General features: G+C 60.3%; 17 protein-coding genes. 10 read left to right on the top strand and 7 right to left on the bottom strand.

From position 1 onward, the window contains the following. Window positions 1-503 precede the first annotated feature (503 nt). Complete coding sequence (locus AC1D0N_RS22320; protein ID WP_477247691.1) at window positions 504-1,688, top strand: acyltransferase family protein; 1,185 nt, start codon at window positions 504-506, stop codon at window positions 1,686-1,688. Here the strand turns inward: AC1D0N_RS22320 and AC1D0N_RS22315 are convergent. Together AC1D0N_RS22315 and AC1D0N_RS22310 are read right to left on the bottom strand one after the other, a co-directional pair. Next, window positions 1,588-2,472, bottom strand: a complete 885-nt coding sequence (locus AC1D0N_RS22315) for a hypothetical protein (RefSeq protein WP_477247689.1) — start codon at window positions 2,470-2,472, stop codon at window positions 1,588-1,590. The two genes, AC1D0N_RS22320 and AC1D0N_RS22315, sit on opposite strands and share 101 nt — an antisense overlap. 500 nt (window positions 2,473-2,972) lie before the next feature. Beyond that, entirely contained in the window at window positions 2,973-3,290 is a 318-nt protein-coding gene (locus tag AC1D0N_RS22310) for a YMGG-like glycine zipper-containing protein (protein WP_477247687.1), read from the bottom strand. A gap of 241 nt (window positions 3,291-3,531) precedes the next feature. Here AC1D0N_RS22310 and AC1D0N_RS22305 point away from each other — a divergent pair, with 241 nt between their 5' ends. Next, the gene (locus AC1D0N_RS22305) at window positions 3,532-5,100 is read left to right on the top strand and encodes a recombinase family protein (protein ID WP_477247685.1); all 1,569 of its coding nucleotides are present in this window, start codon (window positions 3,532-3,534) and stop codon (window positions 5,098-5,100) included. After that, on the top strand, window positions 5,091-5,924 hold the full coding sequence (locus tag AC1D0N_RS22300) for a plasmid partitioning protein RepB C-terminal domain-containing protein (RefSeq protein WP_477247683.1): 834 nt from the start codon (window positions 5,091-5,093) through the stop codon (window positions 5,922-5,924). Before AC1D0N_RS22305 ends, AC1D0N_RS22300 begins: the two co-directional genes overlap by 10 nt. A 687-nt stretch (window positions 5,925-6,611) precedes the next feature. Here the strand turns inward: AC1D0N_RS22300 and AC1D0N_RS22295 are convergent. Beyond that, the gene (locus tag AC1D0N_RS22295) at window positions 6,612-6,821 is read right to left on the bottom strand and encodes a hypothetical protein (protein ID WP_477247681.1); all 210 of its coding nucleotides are present in this window, start codon (window positions 6,819-6,821) and stop codon (window positions 6,612-6,614) included. An 83-nt stretch (window positions 6,822-6,904) separates the two neighbouring features. Here AC1D0N_RS22295 and AC1D0N_RS22290 point away from each other — a divergent pair, with 83 nt between their 5' ends. Beyond that, window positions 6,905-7,444: an inorganic diphosphatase gene (locus tag AC1D0N_RS22290; protein WP_477247679.1), complete on the top strand. Its 540-nt coding sequence runs from the start codon at window positions 6,905-6,907 to the stop codon at window positions 7,442-7,444. Between the two features lie 139 nt (window positions 7,445-7,583). Here the strand turns inward: AC1D0N_RS22290 and AC1D0N_RS22285 are convergent, their stop codons facing one another. After that, window positions 7,584-8,480 (bottom strand): LysR family transcriptional regulator, encoded by an 897-nt coding sequence (locus AC1D0N_RS22285; RefSeq protein WP_477247677.1) that lies wholly within the window; start codon window positions 8,478-8,480, stop codon window positions 7,584-7,586. Window positions 8,481-8,748: 268 nt separating this feature from the next. Between AC1D0N_RS22285 and AC1D0N_RS22280 the strand changes: the two genes are divergently transcribed. The 5 genes from AC1D0N_RS22280 (at window position 8,749) to AC1D0N_RS22260 (ending at window position 14,171) form a co-directional block, all read left to right on the top strand. Beyond that, window positions 8,749-9,483: an SDR family NAD(P)-dependent oxidoreductase gene (locus tag AC1D0N_RS22280; protein ID WP_477247675.1), complete on the top strand. Its 735-nt coding sequence runs from the start codon at window positions 8,749-8,751 to the stop codon at window positions 9,481-9,483. Window positions 9,484-9,533: 50 nt separating this feature from the next. Then, complete coding sequence (locus AC1D0N_RS22275; protein ID WP_477247673.1) at window positions 9,534-10,286, top strand: SDR family NAD(P)-dependent oxidoreductase; 753 nt, start codon at window positions 9,534-9,536, stop codon at window positions 10,284-10,286. Between the two features lie 31 nt (window positions 10,287-10,317). Then, a complete protein-coding gene (locus AC1D0N_RS22270; protein ID WP_477247671.1) occupies window positions 10,318-10,917 on the top strand; it encodes an NADPH-dependent F420 reductase in 600 nt (199 codons plus the stop codon). A gap of 122 nt (window positions 10,918-11,039) precedes the next feature. Beyond that, the gene (locus AC1D0N_RS22265) at window positions 11,040-11,672 is read left to right on the top strand and encodes a class I SAM-dependent methyltransferase (RefSeq protein WP_477247669.1); all 633 of its coding nucleotides are present in this window, start codon (window positions 11,040-11,042) and stop codon (window positions 11,670-11,672) included. A 1,179-nt stretch (window positions 11,673-12,851) separates the two neighbouring features. Next, a complete protein-coding gene (locus AC1D0N_RS22260; RefSeq protein ID WP_477247667.1) occupies window positions 12,852-14,171 on the top strand; it encodes a tyrosine-type recombinase/integrase in 1,320 nt (439 codons plus the stop codon). A gap of 171 nt (window positions 14,172-14,342) precedes the next feature. Here the strand turns inward: AC1D0N_RS22260 and AC1D0N_RS22255 are convergent, their stop codons facing one another. Beyond that, window positions 14,343-14,657 (bottom strand): helix-turn-helix domain-containing protein, encoded by a 315-nt coding sequence (locus AC1D0N_RS22255; protein WP_477247665.1) that lies wholly within the window; start codon window positions 14,655-14,657, stop codon window positions 14,343-14,345. A 91-nt stretch (window positions 14,658-14,748) separates the two neighbouring features. Between AC1D0N_RS22255 and AC1D0N_RS22250 the strand changes: the two genes are divergently transcribed. Continuing rightward, window positions 14,749-15,423 carry a hypothetical protein gene (locus AC1D0N_RS22250; protein ID WP_477247663.1) on the top strand — a complete coding sequence of 225 codons (675 nt, stop codon included), beginning with the start codon at window positions 14,749-14,751 and terminating at the stop codon, window positions 15,421-15,423. A 239-nt stretch (window positions 15,424-15,662) separates the two neighbouring features. Here AC1D0N_RS22250 and AC1D0N_RS22245 read toward each other — a convergent pair whose 3' ends face one another. Together AC1D0N_RS22245 and traA are read right to left on the bottom strand one after the other, a co-directional pair. After that, the gene (locus tag AC1D0N_RS22245; protein WP_477247661.1) at window positions 15,663-15,875 is read right to left on the bottom strand and encodes a helix-turn-helix transcriptional regulator; all 213 of its coding nucleotides are present in this window, start codon (window positions 15,873-15,875) and stop codon (window positions 15,663-15,665) included. A gap of 120 nt (window positions 15,876-15,995) precedes the next feature. After that, window positions 15,996-19,043 carry a Ti-type conjugative transfer relaxase TraA gene (gene traA, locus AC1D0N_RS22240; RefSeq protein ID WP_477247660.1) on the bottom strand — a complete coding sequence of 1,016 codons (3,048 nt, stop codon included), beginning with the start codon at window positions 19,041-19,043 and terminating at the stop codon, window positions 15,996-15,998. Between the last annotated feature and the right edge of the window lie 19 nt (window positions 19,044-19,062).

Genomic DNA, 19,062 nt, shown 5'->3' with positions numbered 1-19,062 from the left:
GTTCACCAGTTGCAAGGGCGATGAGATGTGATGGCGAACCGGTCATACCGGGAGCTGGGATAACCCGTGCGAATGTCGTGGGCGTCATTGCCCGCAAAGCAGAGTGGGACCTGACTCGCGGATACCATCAAGGCCAGCGGTCAACATGAACGACTGCATCAACAGGCCGGACAGAAGACTGCACCTGACCCAATCGTCAAAAACGTCAAATCACCCCTTGCAATGCGGGAGCCATCCACAGAAGACATTGCCGACGACCACGCTGGAGGTCGCGATTGGACCAATCCAGTCCTCCGAGGAGGGTACAGGCTCAGATGATCGCGGTTGGCGGCAATTGCTCGTTCCGGTCGACGAGCCACACGTCGAGTGGGCCACCTGCTTCCCCGCCCTTCGGCCGCAGTCGAAGGAGAACCCGGCGATGAGAAACGACTCCTTTTTGGTCCCGCCATTGTCGTAATCGATGGGTTGACAATCGCTCCTCAAGCGCCATGCTGCAGTGCAACATGGCTAGCTACGAATCCAGCATCACGGATAACAGGTCGTCGCGCATCGAATGCCTGGACGGACTTCGCGCACTTGCGGCGATCTGGGTGCTTGTCGGGCACTGCCTGCTTTTGACCGGCTGGCAAATTCCTGTCGTCGGCGAACCGGATCTCGGCGTCGACCTGTTCATCATGCTGTCTGGCTTCCTGATGGTGTTCCACTATCAGCTGCGTCAGGACAAGGAGCCGTGGCAAAGGCCGGAAACCTGGCTGAAATTCTGGACGCGCCGCTATTTCAGGATCGCGCCGCTGTTCTACGTCATGCTGTTCGTGGCGCTGGCGCTTGGCCCCTATCTCTACGAGTCAAGGATCGTCATCGACGATTTCCTGGCGAGATCGCATCAGGCGCCCGAGCGCTACCTCGACGGCAGCCTGAAGAACATCGTCGCCCATCTCACCTTCCTGTTTGGCCTGGTGCCGAACCTCGCCTATCGCACGCCGCTGCCCGACTGGAGCCTGGGGCTGGAGATGCAGTTTTATGCCGTGTTCCCGGCCGTCATGCTGCTGGTGCGCAGGCTGGACTGGATACGGAGCGCCGTGCTGGTGGCGGTGCTCGGCTGCATCATCGTGTTTGCGATGGGCCGACTGTCGATCCATTTTCCGATGCCGTCGTTCCTGCCGCTGAAAATGCAGATCTTCCTGTGCGGCATGCTGCTGGCGGGCGTCGTGCATCAAAGCCAGCCGCGGCCGCTGCTGTATCTGGCGTTGGCCGTGCTTTTGGCGGCGCTGCCCTTTGGCGGCGACTACGGACTGGGCAAGCTTTTGGTGCGGGAAGCGCTGGTGGCGGGCTTCTTTGCCCTGGTGCTCTATCGCATGCTGCCGGGAGTGGCGGGAAGGCTGGCGCGAGCGATCGCCGTGACGCTCAGCAACCGGTTCTTCCATCTCATGGGCGAGCTGTCCTTCAGCATCTACCTGATCCATCTGCTGGTGCTGCAGCCGGTCGCGGCCTTCGTCATCACCGAGTACGGCCACGAGCTGGCGCCGCCGCTGCGCTTCGCCATCGTCGTTGCCGTCGTCCTGCCGACGGTGACCCTGCTGTCCTGGATCACCTACAATCTGATCGAGGTCCCCGGCCAGAAGGCAGGCCGCTTCGTCGTCCAGCGCTCCGCAAGAAAGCCAAAGCTGGGGACGGCGCCAGCGGAGTAGGCTCTAAAAGCCAGCCGATCTCCTCGAACTGAAATCCGGCTAAAACTGTGTCACGCCCTCTCGGGCGCGCCGAACTGAAAGCCATTGCCGCAGCAGGGCCCGGATATTCTTGTCGTAGACATAATGGGCGAATGCCGAGACCGCTATGATTAGGGTGGATGTCGCCAGGATGAACGGCAGGCCGTGCTCGTTCCATGAGATATCGGTCACAGCTTGGACCGCGGCGTCCGAAAGGCGGATGAGCGGCGTGTGAAGGACCTAGATGGCGTAGGAGATGTGCCGGAGAAGAGCGCAATCCAGCGCCAGGAACCGGAAAGCCGTAGGCGCGAGGCCAAGAGAACGAGCCAAGCCAGATCAGGACGATAACCACCAGACTGTATAACTGGGCATAGTCGGCGGGATCGAAAATCATCAGCGCTCCGCATAGCACCAGCAGGAACAGCAAATAGAGATTGCCGTCCCGGCTGTCCCCGGTCGCATACCGGTTGAGAAAGACGCCGAGAAAGAACGAGAAGGCGATCCGGGCGGGAGCCGCGATCGTGTTGTCCCAGTAGCCGCGCCCGCCAAGCACGACACCATGCCAGGCCATCAGCACCAGGGCCAGCAAGCCAACGCCGACGATGACGGCCAGCGAACGCGCAACCAGTCTTGTGGCCAAAGCGGCAAAAAAGGCGTTGGCGACGAGTTCATAAAACAGCGACCATGCCGGAACATCAAGCGGGAAAAGCAGGTCGGGAGCCGTCGAGAGCGCCGGCGGTGTGGGCAGGAAGTTTGCGGCGCACACTCAACTCATACCCAGGTCATACCCAGGAGTCTCACATGGCCAATGCAGAGGCTCGATCAGCCGCGCCCGCGATATCCTGTCCCGCCAGTCCGAGCTCGAAACCGAGCGCTGCCAGTATGAGGCGGTGTGGGAGCAGGTGGCGGAATTCTGCGATCCAGCGCCACCAACGAAGGCAAGTCGGCCACAGCTGGTTTCGCTGTCGGCATTTTTCAGCAACCACAATGCGACATAATTGCCGGCGCAAAAACCAACGCCTCATGTCGCTCAGCGAAGGCGCCCAGCGTTCCAGCAAGACGAAAATACACGCAAAAAGAATGGTTCAGTCCCAGCCCACAATCCAACTCAAATTGGGGCCGTTTCGAGCACCATGCGGCAGAGCTAGGCATGGGATTGTACTAGGACTGAGCGGGCTCCTTCATATTGTGAAACTCCGAAACGAGCCCGGGTCCGCTGGAAGGTCGGCGCATTCAGCGGGCCGCCCTTCCAGGCAGGAGAGTGGATCAATAATCGCCGTTGTAATACCGGTCGTCGCAGGGCGCCGTGTAGATCCGGCCACGGCGATCCTGGTAGCGGCAGAGCTGTTCGCCGCGGCGCTGCGGCGTGGTCGACTGGCCGATGACGGCACCGAGCAACGCGCCGCCCGCGGCACCAACCACAGTGCTCTCCGTGTTGCCGCCTAGCGCTTGACCGGCGAGAGCTCCGACACCGCCGCCGATGAGCGCGCCGGTCGTCGCTCTCTGCTGCTGTTCGGTCTGCGTCGCGCAACCTGCGAGCGCCGCCGCCATAAGAGCCGCCACAACGGCTTTCTTGATGATCATTCGAGATACTCCTTAATTACAGCCCCAGGAACTCACGAAGGGGCGAATTGTTCCACCTGGGTCGACTTTGCGGCCAAACGGCGGCGCACCTGCTCACGAAGTGTGTCACGGTTTCCCGGCCGTTGAAGGGCATGGTTTCTAAACAGAGAAGCCCTGCATTTGACACAAACTGGACGGGTGTTCTCAACCAATCAACAGGTCGCCGATTGCTAGCATGTAAGCTCGGCAGGACGGCGCGAGCATGGACGAGGTTGCAGCGGCCCTAAAAGCCCCATCAGGTAGACGCGTAGTGCGTGCGGCCCAGTATCTGCGCATGTCGACGGAACACCAGACCTACTCGATCGACAACCAGGCGGATGCCATCCGCGACTATGCCGATATCATGGGCTACGACATTGTCGCCACGTATGAGGACGCCGGTCGCAGCGGTTTAAACCTGGGAGGGCGCCCCGGTCTTCAGAAGTTACTGGCCGATGTAGAGAGTGGGCGAGCCGATTTTGAGACGGTCGTGGTTTACGATGTGAGCCGCTGGGGACGGTTCCAGAATATCGATGAGAGCGCCGCCTACGAGTACCAGTGCCAGATGGCCGGCGTCCGTATCGAATTTTGCGCCGAGCAGTTCGCAAACGACGGCAGCATCGGATCCGATGTCCTCAAAGCAATCAAACGCAGCATGGCTGCCGAGCAAAGCAGAATGCTCTCGCAGAAAGTCTTCATTGGCCAAGCGAGGCTGATCCGGATGGGCTTTCGACAGGGCTCCAAGGTCGGCTATGGCCTGCGGCGCCTGCTTGTCGATCAACATGGCAGCCCCAAGGGCATCCTTTCGTCGTACGAATACAAGAGCCTGCAGACGGACCGGATAATTGTGGTCCCCGGACCGCCTGAGGAAATTGCGACAGTGAGATGGATTTTCGGTCACTTCGTCAGAACACGGAAGACAGAGCTCGAGATGGCAAGGCTGCTCGACAAGCGTGGCGTACTAAGCGACCTGGGGCGCCCATGGACGCGAGAGTCCGTACATTCGGTGCTGACCAACGAAAATTACATCGGCAACAGCGTCTGGAATAAGCATTCGTCCCGGCTCAAAAGCCATCAAGTCCGCAATCCCCCGGAACAGTGGATGCGGGTGGAAAACGTCGTGCAGCCGATCGTCGACCGCAAGCTGTTCAACCGAGCGCAGATTGTCCTTAAGACCATCTACCGCCACCTGACCAATGACGAGATGCTGGCCGCCCTCAAGGCACTCCTGGCCCGTCGCGGCGCCTTGTCCTCTTTCATTATCGACACCGCACCCAACTGCCCGCCGTCCACCCGCTACATGTCGCGTTTTGGAACCATCGTCAAAGCCTATGAACTGATCGGATACGAGCCGCCCAAGAACTGCCGCTACATCCTTGTGAACCGGCGCCTAGAGACGATAAGGCTGCAGGTTATCCAGGATCTCCTGGCCGAAGTTGAAAAGCGTGGCGGGGTCGCGACCCATGACATCGAGACGAGCCTCCTGCGGATCAACCAGGAGATCACAGTGGCGATCGCAGTAACACGCTGCAGGGTTTCCGGCTTCGGCTATCCACGCTGGCTTTCGAAGGCCGACCGGCAGCCGCTGGCGGACATTTTTGTTCTGATCCGGATGAATCCCGGCGACCTGACCATTCGAGACTATTTGATTGCTCCTGCCCAAGAGATAGCGGGCAAATCGGAACTGCATGCCAACAATGGGGGACGGCTGGACACCTATATTTTTCCCACGCTCAACCCGCTTATCAGGCTGGCGGAGCGAGCGACTGTGGGGAGCGCGCTTTGGATTTGAAACGTTTGACCAAAGATGCCGCCTACCGCGCGCTTGAGAACAGCGGCAACAGACACGCGAGGAATATTGCTGCTGGTCAACTAGGGTCCAAGGCAAAGCTCTTTGCGCCCGAACTTTTGGCGACCTACGAGGCGGAATGCAAACACATGCGCGATTTCATAACGGAAGCAGAAATGTCTGAACGGCGCCTGGACCGCATCGTCGGGGCAATTCGCATGATGATGCGCGACAAGCAATTTTGCGTACTGCTGGTCTCCGAGGGGCTTGAGACAATGCCGAGGCTATTGGCTCACAGGTTGCAAGGCGCGACTCGCGAGCCGCAAGAGTTTTGCTCTCCCGGAAAACCCTCTTCCGACGCAGGCGAAAACCGGGAACGTGTCAGCGGAATTTGCCCGGACGTCCTCGACGTGCTTCGGGACAGCCCAGTGAAAACAAAAATCTTCGGGTTGCTCCAGAAGGTGCTTCCATCCAGGCAATTGGAAATTGCCCGCCTGATGATGGCCATGGACAGGGTCAGGCTCACCTACGCAAGGATGCTCGTCGCTCTCACACCACAAGCCCTGCTGGCCAAGGATTTCCATCCCGCAACGATCGCCAATCTGACTGAAGGCCAGCGAGGCGCGATGGCGCTCGAGTTGGGCAGGCTGAGCCTTGCGGTTCTAAGCGCCGTGGAACAACGTAGCCGAGTGGGTCTGGAGCTTGTCGCAACCAGCCGCTATTTTCACCGGCTAATGGATAATTCCAAAGTGGTGCGATATCTGGCGCGCAATTTTCCGGGCCATTTTGAAGAGTTTCACAATTTGTCGGTGCCCGTCCTCAAATAGGTGGGATCGATCCCATACGGGCCGGCTTGGATAGCCACGTCTGCGGCCATGTCACTCGGCGCAAACGACGTCCTCGAGGGCTATCTTGCGACGCTGATCGTCCGCTATCCGCGTTTCTACGCTGACTGCAGACAGGCAGCTTCCGGCCCAAATCCTGCCGTGCGCATGTCTATTCGCTTTATCAGGCGGCGAACTATGCAGGCTTTCTGGCAAGGCGGGGCACGGCCTCATATCGGCGTGCCGAACTGCGAGAGCAAGGGAGTCGCGCCTTAGAAAGTCAATGGCTCGAGTGCACTGCTCCGATAGTCTGGTCATTGATGGTCAGCGGGAGTTAGCCACGCAACCCTTAGGGTCCACCCAGTGCGGTGCGAAGCGAGAATGATACTCAGGGATGGGGATCTCGATGCCGACTGATATGTCGAAATCAACATTGAACACCGGCTGTACCTTGATCTCTTTTGATGACCTGCGTGATCTGGGTTTCTGTTCGACGGTGACGTTGCTAATGGAAGCAGTTGATCGCTGATCAGTCTATGATGAGGTCTTGCCCTGAGCCTGCTGGTCTGTCTGGACCTCTGGCTTGCCTTGGGCCTGCTGGTCGGTGGTCGCACCGGCCTTACCCTCGGCTTGCTCGCCGGTCTAAATCGATGGCCTCTCCCTTTTGATCTACGGTGTCGCAGATGACGCCTACTTGCCCTCCCGACGCTTTTCGATCTCATAGGTAAGCCAGCGGCAGAACATGCCGACGATCGATGCAGCGGCGCCACCGAGCAGGCAGGCCGCGAGCAGCGGGTTTTGTGAAGCGCTCGACCAGCTCACGATGGCCAGCAGCACAACACTCGCGGTTGAAATCAAATAGCCCACTCCCTTGAGCAGGTGCAGAGAAGCGCTTGTCATGCCTGAAAACCTCCATGGGGCCTGCTTAGCGGAACATTCTTCCGGCGTTGAAGTTCCATGCTGAGCGAACCGACGAGAGAGGCATGTCCATGCCCGACTATCTGAAGCTGCCGACCACGACCAAAGGCCTTATTAGGGTGGTCATCGAAACCCCGCGCGGCGCCGCAGCGAAAATGGCTTACGACCCGGTCAGCAAGGCATTCGGCTATGTCCGTCCCCTGCCGGTCGGAATGACCTATCCCTATGACTGGGGTTTTATCCCCTCCACGCTGGGCGCGGATGGCGATCCCCTCGATGGGCTTGTGATCCATCAAGCCGCCACGGCTCCGGGCATCGTCATCAAATGCGACCTCTTGGGTGCGTTGCGGGTTAAGCAGAAGGACAAGGGAGGCGCGGCGGTGCGCAACGACCGCTATATCTTCTGCCCTTGCAAGGAAGATGCGGAGGACGAACCCGTTGTCGCAGACTATGTTCCCGAAAACTTAAGGCGTGAAATCGAACAGTTCTTTCGCTCGTCCGTGCTGGGCACGGGCAAGACCATCAAATTCAAGGGCTGGCAGGATGCCAAAGAGGCGCTCAGGTCCATCCAAAAGGGGGCGAAGGCCTTTGCCGCCAGCAGGTGACGAAGGTCGATCGCGATCGCGCCGCCGTCCTTGGCGGTTCTCGCTGCGCGGCGGGGAGGCTCAATCATTGGTGTGGTGCTCCCATCGGGGCAGGGTGCAGTTATATCCCCGGCTAGCGTCGCCGGCGACCTAGCGGGCGTCAGTCGCGCGATATGGACAGCCCCGCGAGAAGCGGCGCGTACGCGGCGAGCCTGCGGGATACGAACTCGGTGAAGAGCCGCACACGCTTCGTCTTGCGTGTCTCCCCCTGTGTGAGAAGCCAAACCGTTCCGTACATGTGCAGGGAGGTGCCCGGCACCCTCACCAGCAGTGGGTCGGCATCTCCGATGAAGCACGGCAGCGTCGTCATCCCAAGCCCTTGCCGTACAGCAACGATCTGCGCCTCGCCGTCCGTGGTCCTGAATGGAACCCCCGTGGTGCGAACCTCACCCTCGCTGGCCCATTCCGGAATTCCATGAAGGCTTATGACGATCCACCTGATGGGATCAGGCGCGCCCGCACGCCATCCGGCTAGTCGATCGCGGGACATGTAGACGCCGCCGAACAGTTCCGGTCCCTTCAGGCCGTGAAGATTGAGCGGTAGGGTTTTGCGGTCGTAGACGACGCGGATCGCGACGTCGGCCTCTCGGTTGGTCAGATTTGCCAGCTCGCCGGACGACAAGATTTCCATCTCGATGTCCGGATGCAGACCCGCGAAATCGGCGAAGTCCGGCATGAGCAGGTATGTCGCGAGGGTCGGAGCCAATGTTACCCGCAGAAGCCCGCGCACGCTCTGGTCGCGACCGAAGACGCGCGTCTCCAGCTGATGCGACGACGCTTCCATCTGTTCCGCGAGCTCGAGAACTTCCTCCCCCGCAGCCGTCAGGCGATAGCCCGAAGGCAGCTTTTCGAACATCTGCGCCGCAAGGCGCTCCTCGAGCTGGGCGATGCGTCGCAGCACGGTCGCGTGGTTGACGCCGAGGCGCTTGGCGGCGGCCCGCACCGAGCCTCCGCGTGCGACGGCAAGAAAGTAGCGAACGTCATCCCAGTCGATCATGGTGCAATACCGCACCGTGCGGTGCGCCTTCCAAGCCCTACCCTATCGTACAACAGTACAGGGCGGCCCATAACACTTGTCAACGAGCGGGCCGAATTCCGAACAGCGAACCTTATCGTCGCGGCTGCCGTTGATAGCCATACCGGATCGATTTCGCACCACCGGTGTGCGTTCTTCCTCACTCAACGCCTGAGCCCGGCAGCCCCATCTTGAAGGTCTTCGGGGCGTTCCCGAATGACCAAGGCGGAAGCCTGGAAGGATGCACGTCATGACCAGATTGAATGGAAAGACCGCCGTCATCACCGGCGGCGCTACCGGCATCGGCCGCGCGGCCGCAAAGCGCTTCATCGAGGAGGGCGCCTTCGTCTTTATCTACGGCCGCCGACAGGAAGCGCTCGACGCGGCCGTGGCGGACCTCGGGCCCAATGCCCGCGCGGTGAAAGGCTCGGTCTCAGATGAGGCCGATCTCGACCGGCTCTACTCGGCGGTGAAGGCCGAGCGCGGAAGCCTCGACATCGTCTTCGCCAATGCCGGGGCCGGAGGCCCGCTTCCGCTCGGCCAGATCACCGCCGCGCATATTGACGAAACCTTCGCCACCAATGTGAAGGGCACGATTTTCACGGTCCAGAAGGCGTTGCCGCTGATGGGCCAGGGCGGTTCGATCATCCTGACCGGATCGAGCGCCGGCACCACGGGCGCCCCGGGATTCACTGCCTACAGCGCGAGCAAGGCGGCAGTGCGCAATCTCGCGCGGACCTGGGCCGAGGACCTGAAGGGCACTGGCATCCGCGTAAACGTGCTGTCGCCCGGAGCGACGGCGACCGAGCTCGCGAAGGAGGCGTTGGGCGAGGAGGGCCAGAAGGCCTACGGCGCGATGACCCCGCTCCAGCGCATGGCCGACCCGGCGGAGATCGGAGCCGTTGCCGCCTTCCTCGCGTCGCCGGACAGCAGCTTTATGACCGCCAGCGAAGTCGCCGTCGACGGCGGCTTGGCCCAACTCTGACCTCGGCGCCGTTTCGTACCTAGCTCACACACAGCGAAAGACAAAAGATTATGAAAGCACTCGAAGGTAAAATCGCAGTCATCACGGGCGGAAGCAGCGGGATCGGGTTAGCGACAGCCAAGCGCTTCGTGGAAGAAGGTGCGCACGTCGTGATCACCGGGCGAAGAGAGAAAGAGCTGAAGGAGGCCGCAGCCTTCATTACGAGAAACGTTACGACGGTCGTCGGCGACGTGTCACGCTTGGAAGATCTGGACCACCTCTATGCCGTCGTGAAAGAGAAATATGGTCACATCGACATTCTCTTCGCGAACGCGGGCGCAGGGACAATCGCACCGCTCGCGGTCGCTACTGAGGTCCATTTTGACCAGACCTTCGATGTGAACGTGAAGGGGTTGTTCTTTACGGTTCAGAAGGCCCTTCCCATCTTGAAAGACGGCGGATCGATCATTCTGAACTCTTCGGTCTCGAATGTGATGGGGCTGCCAGCGTTCAGCACCTACGCGGCAAGCAAGGCGGCTGTTCGCAGCTTCTCGCGGTCTTGGACCCAGGAGCTGAAGGACCGCAATATCCGCGTCAATACGATGAGCCCTGGCGCGATCGAGACTCCCGCCTTGGCGACAACGACCGGCCTTACCGCTGAGCAAGCCGAGCAAGCGGTCGCGCAGTTTGCTTCACAGATCCCAATGGGTCGCAGGGGCAAACCGGAGGAAATCGCGGCTGCTGTCACGTTCCTCGCCTCCGATGAAAGCTCCTACATCACCGGTATGGATCTCGCCGTCGATGGTGGTTGGGCGCAGGTCTGACCCGGCGTTAACACAAGATCGGAGAAGCATCATGAGCTACGCAATCATCGGCTTCGGCAATATCGGCCGAGCACTGGCCAAGGCGTTTGCCCGCAAGGGCATCGACGTGTCCGTTGCAACCACGCGCGACCCGCAAAGCTTTGCAGCCGATGCGGCCGCGATCGGGCCTACGATCATCCCTAAGAAGCTGGCGGACGCCCTCAAGGCGGACATCATCTTTTTGGCTGTCCGTTTCGAGTCGCACCCGGAGGTCGCGAAGGCGCTTGCCACCTGGCAGGGGAAGACCATCATCGATGTGACCAATGCCTACGGCGTGCCTCCTGAAAAACTGAGGGGACAGCCTTCTTCCAAGTTCATCGCGCAGGCATTCTCTGGTGCAAAACTAGTCAAGGGCTTCAACCATCTGGTGGCTGCCGTCCTTGATCAGGATCCGGCCGTGCATGGTGGCAGGAGGGTCGTGTTCCTGGCGAGCGACGATGAAAACGCCGCAGCGGAGATTGCTGTGCTTGCGGAAAAGCTCGGTTTCGCGCCGATCAAACTTGGCGGGCTTTCGGAAGGCGGATTGCTGGTCCAGGCGCGCGGAAATAGCTGGGGTCATTTGATCTTTAAGGACCTGGTCAAGTTCGACTGATGCACACGACGTGCCAACCGGCAGGGCCACGATGCACGGATCGGGTAGACGGTAGATCAGCCGAAAATCGCTCCATTGTATGCCGCGCGCTCGTCTAATGCCCAACCGTAAAGGAGATTCCGATGTACGACCAATCCAAGCTATCCGAATTGATCCGGTTCGCACGTATAGATGCGGGCTCCACTGTCATTGACGTCTACCCAGGCGACGGCGATTGGACGCGCCTGTTCTCCGACGTCGTGGGCCCCGAAGGTCGGGTCTACAGCTTCGTGCCGGCCGAAGTCGCCGACTTCAAGAACGATCCGGTTGGGCGCATTCGGACGCTCGCGAAGGAGCCGGGCCGAGAGAACGTCGAAGCCGTCTCAGCGGACCTCGTCGCGATGCCGCAGGCCACGCAGCCAGCGGATGTGCTGTGGCTGCACCTGTTCTACCACGATCTCCACACCGCCCTAATCCAGAAGAAGGGTGCGACGGCGGCCGACTTCAATCGAGCCGTCTACGAGCGGCTGAAGCCCGGTGGGTCGTACGTCATCGTAGACCACGCCGCCGCCGGTGGGTCGGGCATGAGCCACGCCCAGTCGCTGCATCGGATTGAGCCTGCATCCGTCCGCGAGGAGGTGGAGGCGGCCGGCTTCGTACTGGACGCGGAAAACACCATACTCGCGAACAAGGATGATGCGCACTCGATGAAGGTGTTCGATCCCTCGATCAAGGGCGAGACCGATCGCTTCGCCTATCGGTTTGTAAAGATCTAACACTGAGCCACTTCCCAACGAGGAGGCGGTTTTGACAAGCGCGATGACCGATTGTGGGCGGTTTCGGAACGACAGCTTACCGCAAGAAGTTGGTTGAAACCGGATCGTCCGCTGTCGGCCCCAAAGAAGTCATGGCCGGTTCGCGCCTCGATGCGGTCGTCCGGCGAATCTGACAATGGTCCGCGTACCAACCGCGGGGGCCGAAGCGATAATGATGCGCTCGTCATTGCTTCTTTGACATCCTCTTATTGCCGGCGCATCGTTCGCCCGCGAAGCCCGCCTCGCGCGGGCTTTTTGTTACGTGGTATGGGGTCCACGAATGTTTTTTTATACAGGTTTAGCCAAAGCAAGGGACCCATCGGTATTAGCGTCGGGAGGCTGAAAGGGTCGATGACCGGCTAGGGGTGGGTGTGGCGGCGAATTAGGGTTGCGAGACCCGGCACCGCTGTTGAGGGACAAACAAATGCTTCGCCGCCACGAGACTCAACCTGTCTGACTGGGGAAGGTTCCGCCGCTTCGGAGGGCTTTTCAATGCCCGGCACGGAATCTTCGGTGAGCATTCCATATGATGCGATTCGGAGCGGCGAACATAAGGGCGTCGCCTCTTTCGTATGGAGGGGTTAATTTAATGATGACATCGACATTGCCGATACACGCCGCGCCGGTCAGTTTCGCCGGCCAAATCGCCATGAACTCCGACGGGTGGCAGACGGACGATTATGAGCCAATAAAAGACGGACACCCATGGTGCCTGAAGTGTCACTTCACAGGCGTGCCCTCGAAACTAAGTGGCCCCGCCAACTCGCGGGGTTATCGTTGCTCCGCCGTCGTATGTCGCGAAGAGTATCGAGTGGGGTGTGTAATGGCCGCGCTTCAAAAGCGGGGAGAAATAGTGGGGAAAGAGGCGATTGTGAATCTTAAAATCTAATGGAAACAATACACTAGGCGTGTAATTTGGCTCCCCGGGCCGGATTCGAACCAGCGACCAACCGGTTAACAGAGGTTTTCCGCTGACTTTCTCTGGACCGTCTTGCGACGGCCTGAAACATCATAAGCCCACGCAAAGCAAGGATTATTTCGCTCTTCCGCATCTCACCTCGTCGCACCGCATCTCGACAAAGCGCATGGAGTCCTGTAGATCATTGTGTAGATCACACGAACCGGTTGGTCGAGGGACGGGTGCCGCAGAACGAGCTTACGGACAAATTCTGCCAGTCTGCGAAGGCGACCTTTGGCCGAAAGGTCGACTACTTCGACACGTTGGTAAAAGGGCTTGTATTGCGTGTGTCGGCAGGTGGGACCAAGTCCTGGTATCTAGTGTATGGGCCGCCGGCCAAGCGCCAATGGCTGAAACTCGGCTCCTATCCGGAAATACCGCTCGGTGGTGACAGGGGAGCCCGTCAGCGCGCACGGGATGCACGTGCGAAGGTGGGAGATGGAGGTGATCCGGTCGCCGACAAGAAGTCGCTGGCGGTTTCCCAAGCTGTTGCTGACCTAGTCGAGAACTACGTCAAGCGTCACGCCTCGACGAAGCGCTCGGGCGCCGAGATCGCTCGCCGCCTTCGCAAGAATGTTTCTGGCCGCGACGCCGACGGTAAGAAGTTAGAGGATTGTTCGGCGGGTTGCATTGGGGAGGTCAAGCTTTCCGAGTTGCATCGCCGCGATATCACGATGGCGATCGACGCCGTGAAGGATCGCGGCGCCCACGTCGAAGCGAACAGACTCTTCGAAGACATTCGAGCCATGATCCGATGGGCTAGAGGCCGGGGCGATCTTGATCAGAATCTCGTTGAGGGTATGCGCAAGCCCACCGAGACAGTTGAACGCGATCGCGTGCTATCTGTCGACGAGATCAGAACCATGTGGGGAGCCTTGGCGGACGCGGATATGCGGGAATCGACGCGGCGCGTCATCCGCCTGTGTCTTGTCACCGCGCAGCGCGTAGGCGAGGTCTGCGGAATAACGGTCGACGAGCTAGACCTCGATGCCGCCTTGTGGACCATTCCGCCGACGCGTTCAAAGAACAAGCGCGAGCATACAGTCCCTCTATCGCCAATGGCCGTCAAGATCATTCGCGACCAACTTGCCGACGTGAAGGCGCTTGCCGAACGTAAGGGCCGGGAGATGCCGGCGTTTGTCTTGCCTGGACCTGGGGCCCGTGCGCCTGTGACCGGCGCAGCGATCGCTAAGGCGATTAAGCGTGAAGAGGTCATGAAGCGCGGAACAGCGACGATCTTGGGCGTTGAGCCTTGGACGTCACACGACCTTCGCAGGTCGGCGGCAACGCACATGGAAGAACTCGGCATCTCGCCCTTCATTATTGGCCACGTTTTGAATCACGTAAGCGCGACGAAGGCCAGCATCACCAGCCGCGTTTATGCGCGCTACGATTACATGAGAGAAAAGCGAGAAGCACTTTACCTGTGGGCCGATCGATTGGCCGGAATTGTCAGAGGTGGCGCGGAGGTCGTTCCGCTCGGCTCGATCGACGCCGCGTGACAGCAACGATTCTCTTAATCAGCCCCCGAATTGAATTACTCGGACGAGCAAAAGAGGGCAATTGTCGAGACCCTCGCGGTTGATCTTGATTACCTAACTGCCTCCGCGTCGAAAAGAATGTCGGCGAATGAACGCGCTGTGCCTTGGTCAAAGGACGCAATGCCACCGAGCCTACGTGTTTTCGGAACGCCGTGACAAGCGCACACCGACACCACCGCCATTTTCAGGGATGAACTCGATGCCGGCATTCTCAAGCGTTTTTTGGAGGAGGTATCGCGTTCCAGTTTGAGGAACAGAACGGTCGTTTTCGAAATTGCGAATGGTAACAGCACTCGCGCCGGAGCGGGCGGCGAGATCCTCTTGCGTCCATTTCAATAGCGCTCGTGCGGCGCGACACTGAGAAGAATCCATGCCGCAAACTGGTGATAACTCTCGAAAATCGCAAGTTTTTTCGGAAAACGTTGACTGTTGCTTTCTAAAAACCAATAATCCTTTCGTTTTTAGAAAGCGGCCGCACTCAGTGCGCGAACACTCGATGCGGCCTGACCACAACCCTAGCTGTTATGGAGCTCGGATCATGGATGATTCCGACAATAGCATGAGTTTGTTTTTCATCACCCGGCGGCGCTTGCTGGCGGGCACGGCCACGGGCGCGGCGGCATGGCTCTTCCAGGCAAAGTCGCTGGCCGCTGAACTGACGGACGGCAGCAGCGCAGGTGATCCTGCTCTTCGACTGTGTGGGAACTGGCAAAAGATCCACAACGAGACACTGGCGCTGTGCCGCGAACAGCGAAGGTTGGAGACATACCTCGCTAGGACGGTCGGCTTTCCCTGCGCCAAGGTACGGCTTGCCGATGGTACGGAATTAACGCTCCATTCCATGGAAGGCCTGAACGATGCGTACTCTGCCGAAATTGAAGTCGAATGGAGCAGGGCGGTTGCCGACTTCGCCGCACACCAGGCGCGTTGGGATGCCGCCGATGCTGAGATCGGTTATTCGAGAGCAGACGAACTGATACGGCAATCCGAAATAGCCGAACGCGAACTTTTGGATAGTCTACCGCAGACAGCCGCTACCTCCACGGAGGGCATTTTAGCTAAGCTGCTCGTTATCCTGCATGACGGTGAGCATTGGGAACGTCCTGCCGATTTCCCCTGGCCGCATATCCGCTCGGTCCTGGATGACCTCGGCCACCACCATCAATATCGATCCGGCGACGATCGCCAGATCGATCGGGCAACCATTAGTTGACGGCCTTTAAAGGCGGTGAGGAAGCAGTCTGCTTCGAAAGAAGCCGGATCGGAAAGCATATAAACGGCCAGTTGTGTGCGGTTCGCTCCAAAGTTGCCCTGCCTGGGCAACCCATCTTGATTGGCGCGAGGCCGACTTTGCCGTGTTCGCTCGCCTCGGCGGCGCTCCGAATGGACATGGCCCACATGGGATCAAGCAATGGCCTCGCCGTGACCGCTGCGTCTCGATGCTCAACCTCATCACAACTTGTCGCCCTGGTCTTGGGGACGCCACGATACGGGACTGTTGACCCACCGATTGATATCGGATTCATGCCAGCCCGCCCCATTGATGCTGATCTTGATTTGGGCTGGAAACGTGCCTTCGGCGATCTTGCGATAGATGGTAGAGCGGGACAGGCCGGTCCGGGCAAGAACGGTTTTCAGGCGGATGATGCGGTCTGGTTCAGGCATGGTCTCTTGCTGGCTGGTTCTGATTCCTCCTGATCCAGAGAGGACAGACACTTACGGGTGCGCAAGAGCGTTTTCCGGGTTGTCTTGCCCCGGCGTGGAAACGGCGGCAAATCGGAGGCGTCAAATCCCGATGCCGCGCCCCCTGCCTATGCCAATGCTGAATGCGAGCTCCGCGCCGAGGCGGCGGCCGGAATCGGTGTGAATGCCGAGATCACTCTTGCGGTTGGCAAGCAGGGATTCAAGCTGAGGATCGCGTTCGACGCTCTTGGCCATGTCGGACATGGCCGACCGCGTTGATTTATAGCCGGACATATCACCGGCCTGGTATTGGCCCTGGCTTGTCCGGTCGAGCTTTTGCCAGCGTTCCACGAAACTGTTCGCCTGGCGGTTCGGATCGATGTCCATCCCGGTGCGGATTTCCGATTCAAGCTGGAGAGCAAGGACGGTGCGATTGACCCGGCCGCCCACCGCCTCGCGGACAAGCTCGGGATTTTTGGCGTAAGCTGCTTCGGCATCGCGCCAGCCATGCGGCCGAACCTTCTCGAAAGCGTTGCGCGCATCCCTCAATTCGCGGATCTGCTCCGAGCTGCCTTGGCCGTCCGTGTTTCCAGCTGCGCGTATCGCGTCGAGGGCGCCCGCATGACGTACAAGCGCCTTCGTGCGAGCGCTGCGCAATGCTGCTGCCGGGTCGGCCGGGACATCGGTTTCGCGCGGCACGCCCCTGGCGGAAGCATCCCTTGCAGGCGTATGGTCAACATCTCCGACCCGCGCTCCAACATTTTCCCTTCCCGGCCTGCCCCGATGGTCTGGACTGGGCTCGTCGTCTCCGGCCGACCGCAACCCGTCCAGCAGCCCGCCGATCTTGTCACGCAGCTTCTCCGGAATAATCCGGCGCACGATCTCGACCACACGCTCGCGGAAGGCGATGCCGCGCCGTTCGGCATAGCTCTGTGCTGGATCGATCTGCTCGTAGTCCGATGCCATGTCCTTGGCACGGTCGCGCGAAAGAGTACGGACGAGCCGGTCCCGTGTGGCAAAATCGTCGCCACCGTAATGCAAGTCCATGCCGTCTCGATGCCGGGACAGGGCGACATAGCTGCCATGTGCATCCATGCCCGGCGTAGCGAGCACATGGGTCCGGTCAACCGTCATGCCCTGCGCCTTGTGAATGGTCGCGGCATAGCCGTGGTCAATGTGGGCATAGTCTTTCAGGTCGAAACGCACCGACCTCCCGTCGTCGATGCGCACGGCCATGCTTTGTGTGCTGACTTCCTCCACGATGCCGAGCGTTCCGTTCTTGACGCCGAGCCCACGCTCGTTGCGCAGTAACATGACACGGTCGCCGCTGGCGAAGTCTCTTGCACCGCGTTCCACAATCACCTGAACATCGTCGCCGAGATCGCCGGCGGCGCGCATGCGCTCGCGCGCTGCATGGTTGAGCGCGCGCACCTCGTCGTTTGTGTGGGTGAGGATGATCCGGCTCGCGTCGGGCTGCGCCTGCCTGTCGCGATCCCAGCGCTCGACCAGATCGCTGCGCGCCTCCTCGCGCGTCGTGGCCTGATGCACCATGCCTTGCCCGTCATAGGCGCTGATCGCGGCGCCGATCCCGCCGGTCGCCAGATCACGCGTCGCGTCGCGCTGCCATTCCTCTCGTTGCCGGCGTACCTGGCCGATCTCGACGCCGCCATGGCGTTCATGGATCGAGCGGAATGCAGCGCCGGCCTCGATCGCCTGCAACTGCTGCGGATCGCCAACGAGCACGATTTTTGCACCAACGTCCGCCGCATGGGAGAGCACGCGCTCCAACTGGCGCGTGCCGACCATGCCGGCCTCGTCGATCACCAGGACATCACGCGCGGTGAGCAGGTCACGGCCCTGACCCCAACCATGTTCCATACTGGCGATCGTGCGCGACGAGATCCCTGATCCGCTTTCGAGATTCTCGGCGGCAATGCCGGAGAGTGCCGCGCCTCGGACCTCATAGCCCGCTGCTGCCCATGCCTGTCGCGCAACGCCCAGCATGGCGCTCTTGCCCGTTCCGGCAAAACCGACCACGACACCAAGACCACGGCCGTCGATGATGTGATCCAGTGCAGCGGTCTGCTCGCCTGACAGAACAAGCCCGCGTTGAGCTGCACGCGCCAGAGCGGCGTCGCGATGTGCATCACTTACCACATGACGCTCTTGTCCAGCCATGCGTTCCGCAGCGCGGTGAAGCCGCTGTTCGGTCTCGATCATCTGCCGGGTGGTGAACCGGTCTTCGCCGCGTCCGTCCTTGCCTAATTCGATGAGATCCGGTGCGTTGCCAATCGCGCCCATCACCTGGCTGAACTGCGCGATCCCATCGCTGTGGCGATGCGCGAACTTCGCAATATCCTTCCGGGTGAAGGTCGATTGCTGATGCGTGATGGCATCGAGCGCCACGGATGGATCGGCGACGATCCGCGCGCCGTTGATGCGGGCGATCTCGCGATGCAATTCGGCGCGATCTGCATCAATGCCGGCAGCGTCGAGGCCGCTGCCTTCAATGCGCTGAGCCGGTGCTCCAATCTGGGTCTGCGGCTCCAAGGCAATGCCTTGTGCTTCCAGACTGCGATGATCGATGCGGGCGTCGATGTCGAGTTCGGCAAGGCGCTCATTGGCAAGCTCGGCCCAGCGTTCGCGCCAGCGCTCAACCAACTCGGTGCTGTTCCAGTCGCGCACCTTTGCGCCAAAACCGTTCTCATTAACCGACCGCATGGTGAGCATGACGTGCGCATGCGGTTTTGGACTACCATCCTCTGCCCGGTCCCAATGTACATTGAGATCGGCGACCATGCCTCGGCTGACAAACTCGGCTTGAACGAAATCGCGCGCCAGTTCGACGCCCTGGGCCTGGCTCAGTTCACGTGGCAGGGAAAACTCTACCTCGCGGGCAAGCTGCGCATCCTTGCGCACCTCGAAACCCTCGACGTCATTCCACAGCCGTTCGCGCTCGCTCCAGGCCTCTGGCGCGTTCTCCGGCAGCATGACCTCGGAATGGACAACGCCGCGCTTGGCCGAGAAGTCATGGCTGCGGTCGATCCGCTCATCGCGCAGCCGCGAGGCCGAGCGGTAAGCGGCAGACGCCACGGCGCTGCTCCCAGCCTTGCGGCCAATGACCTTGACGTGAAGATGATAGATCGCCATCGCGACCAGATCATTTGCA

It is taken from the genome of Mesorhizobium sp. P2_E10, assembly GCF_056404235.1.
Note: the sequence above shows the minus strand (reverse complement) of the source record. Positions and strands in the feature narration are given on the sequence as shown.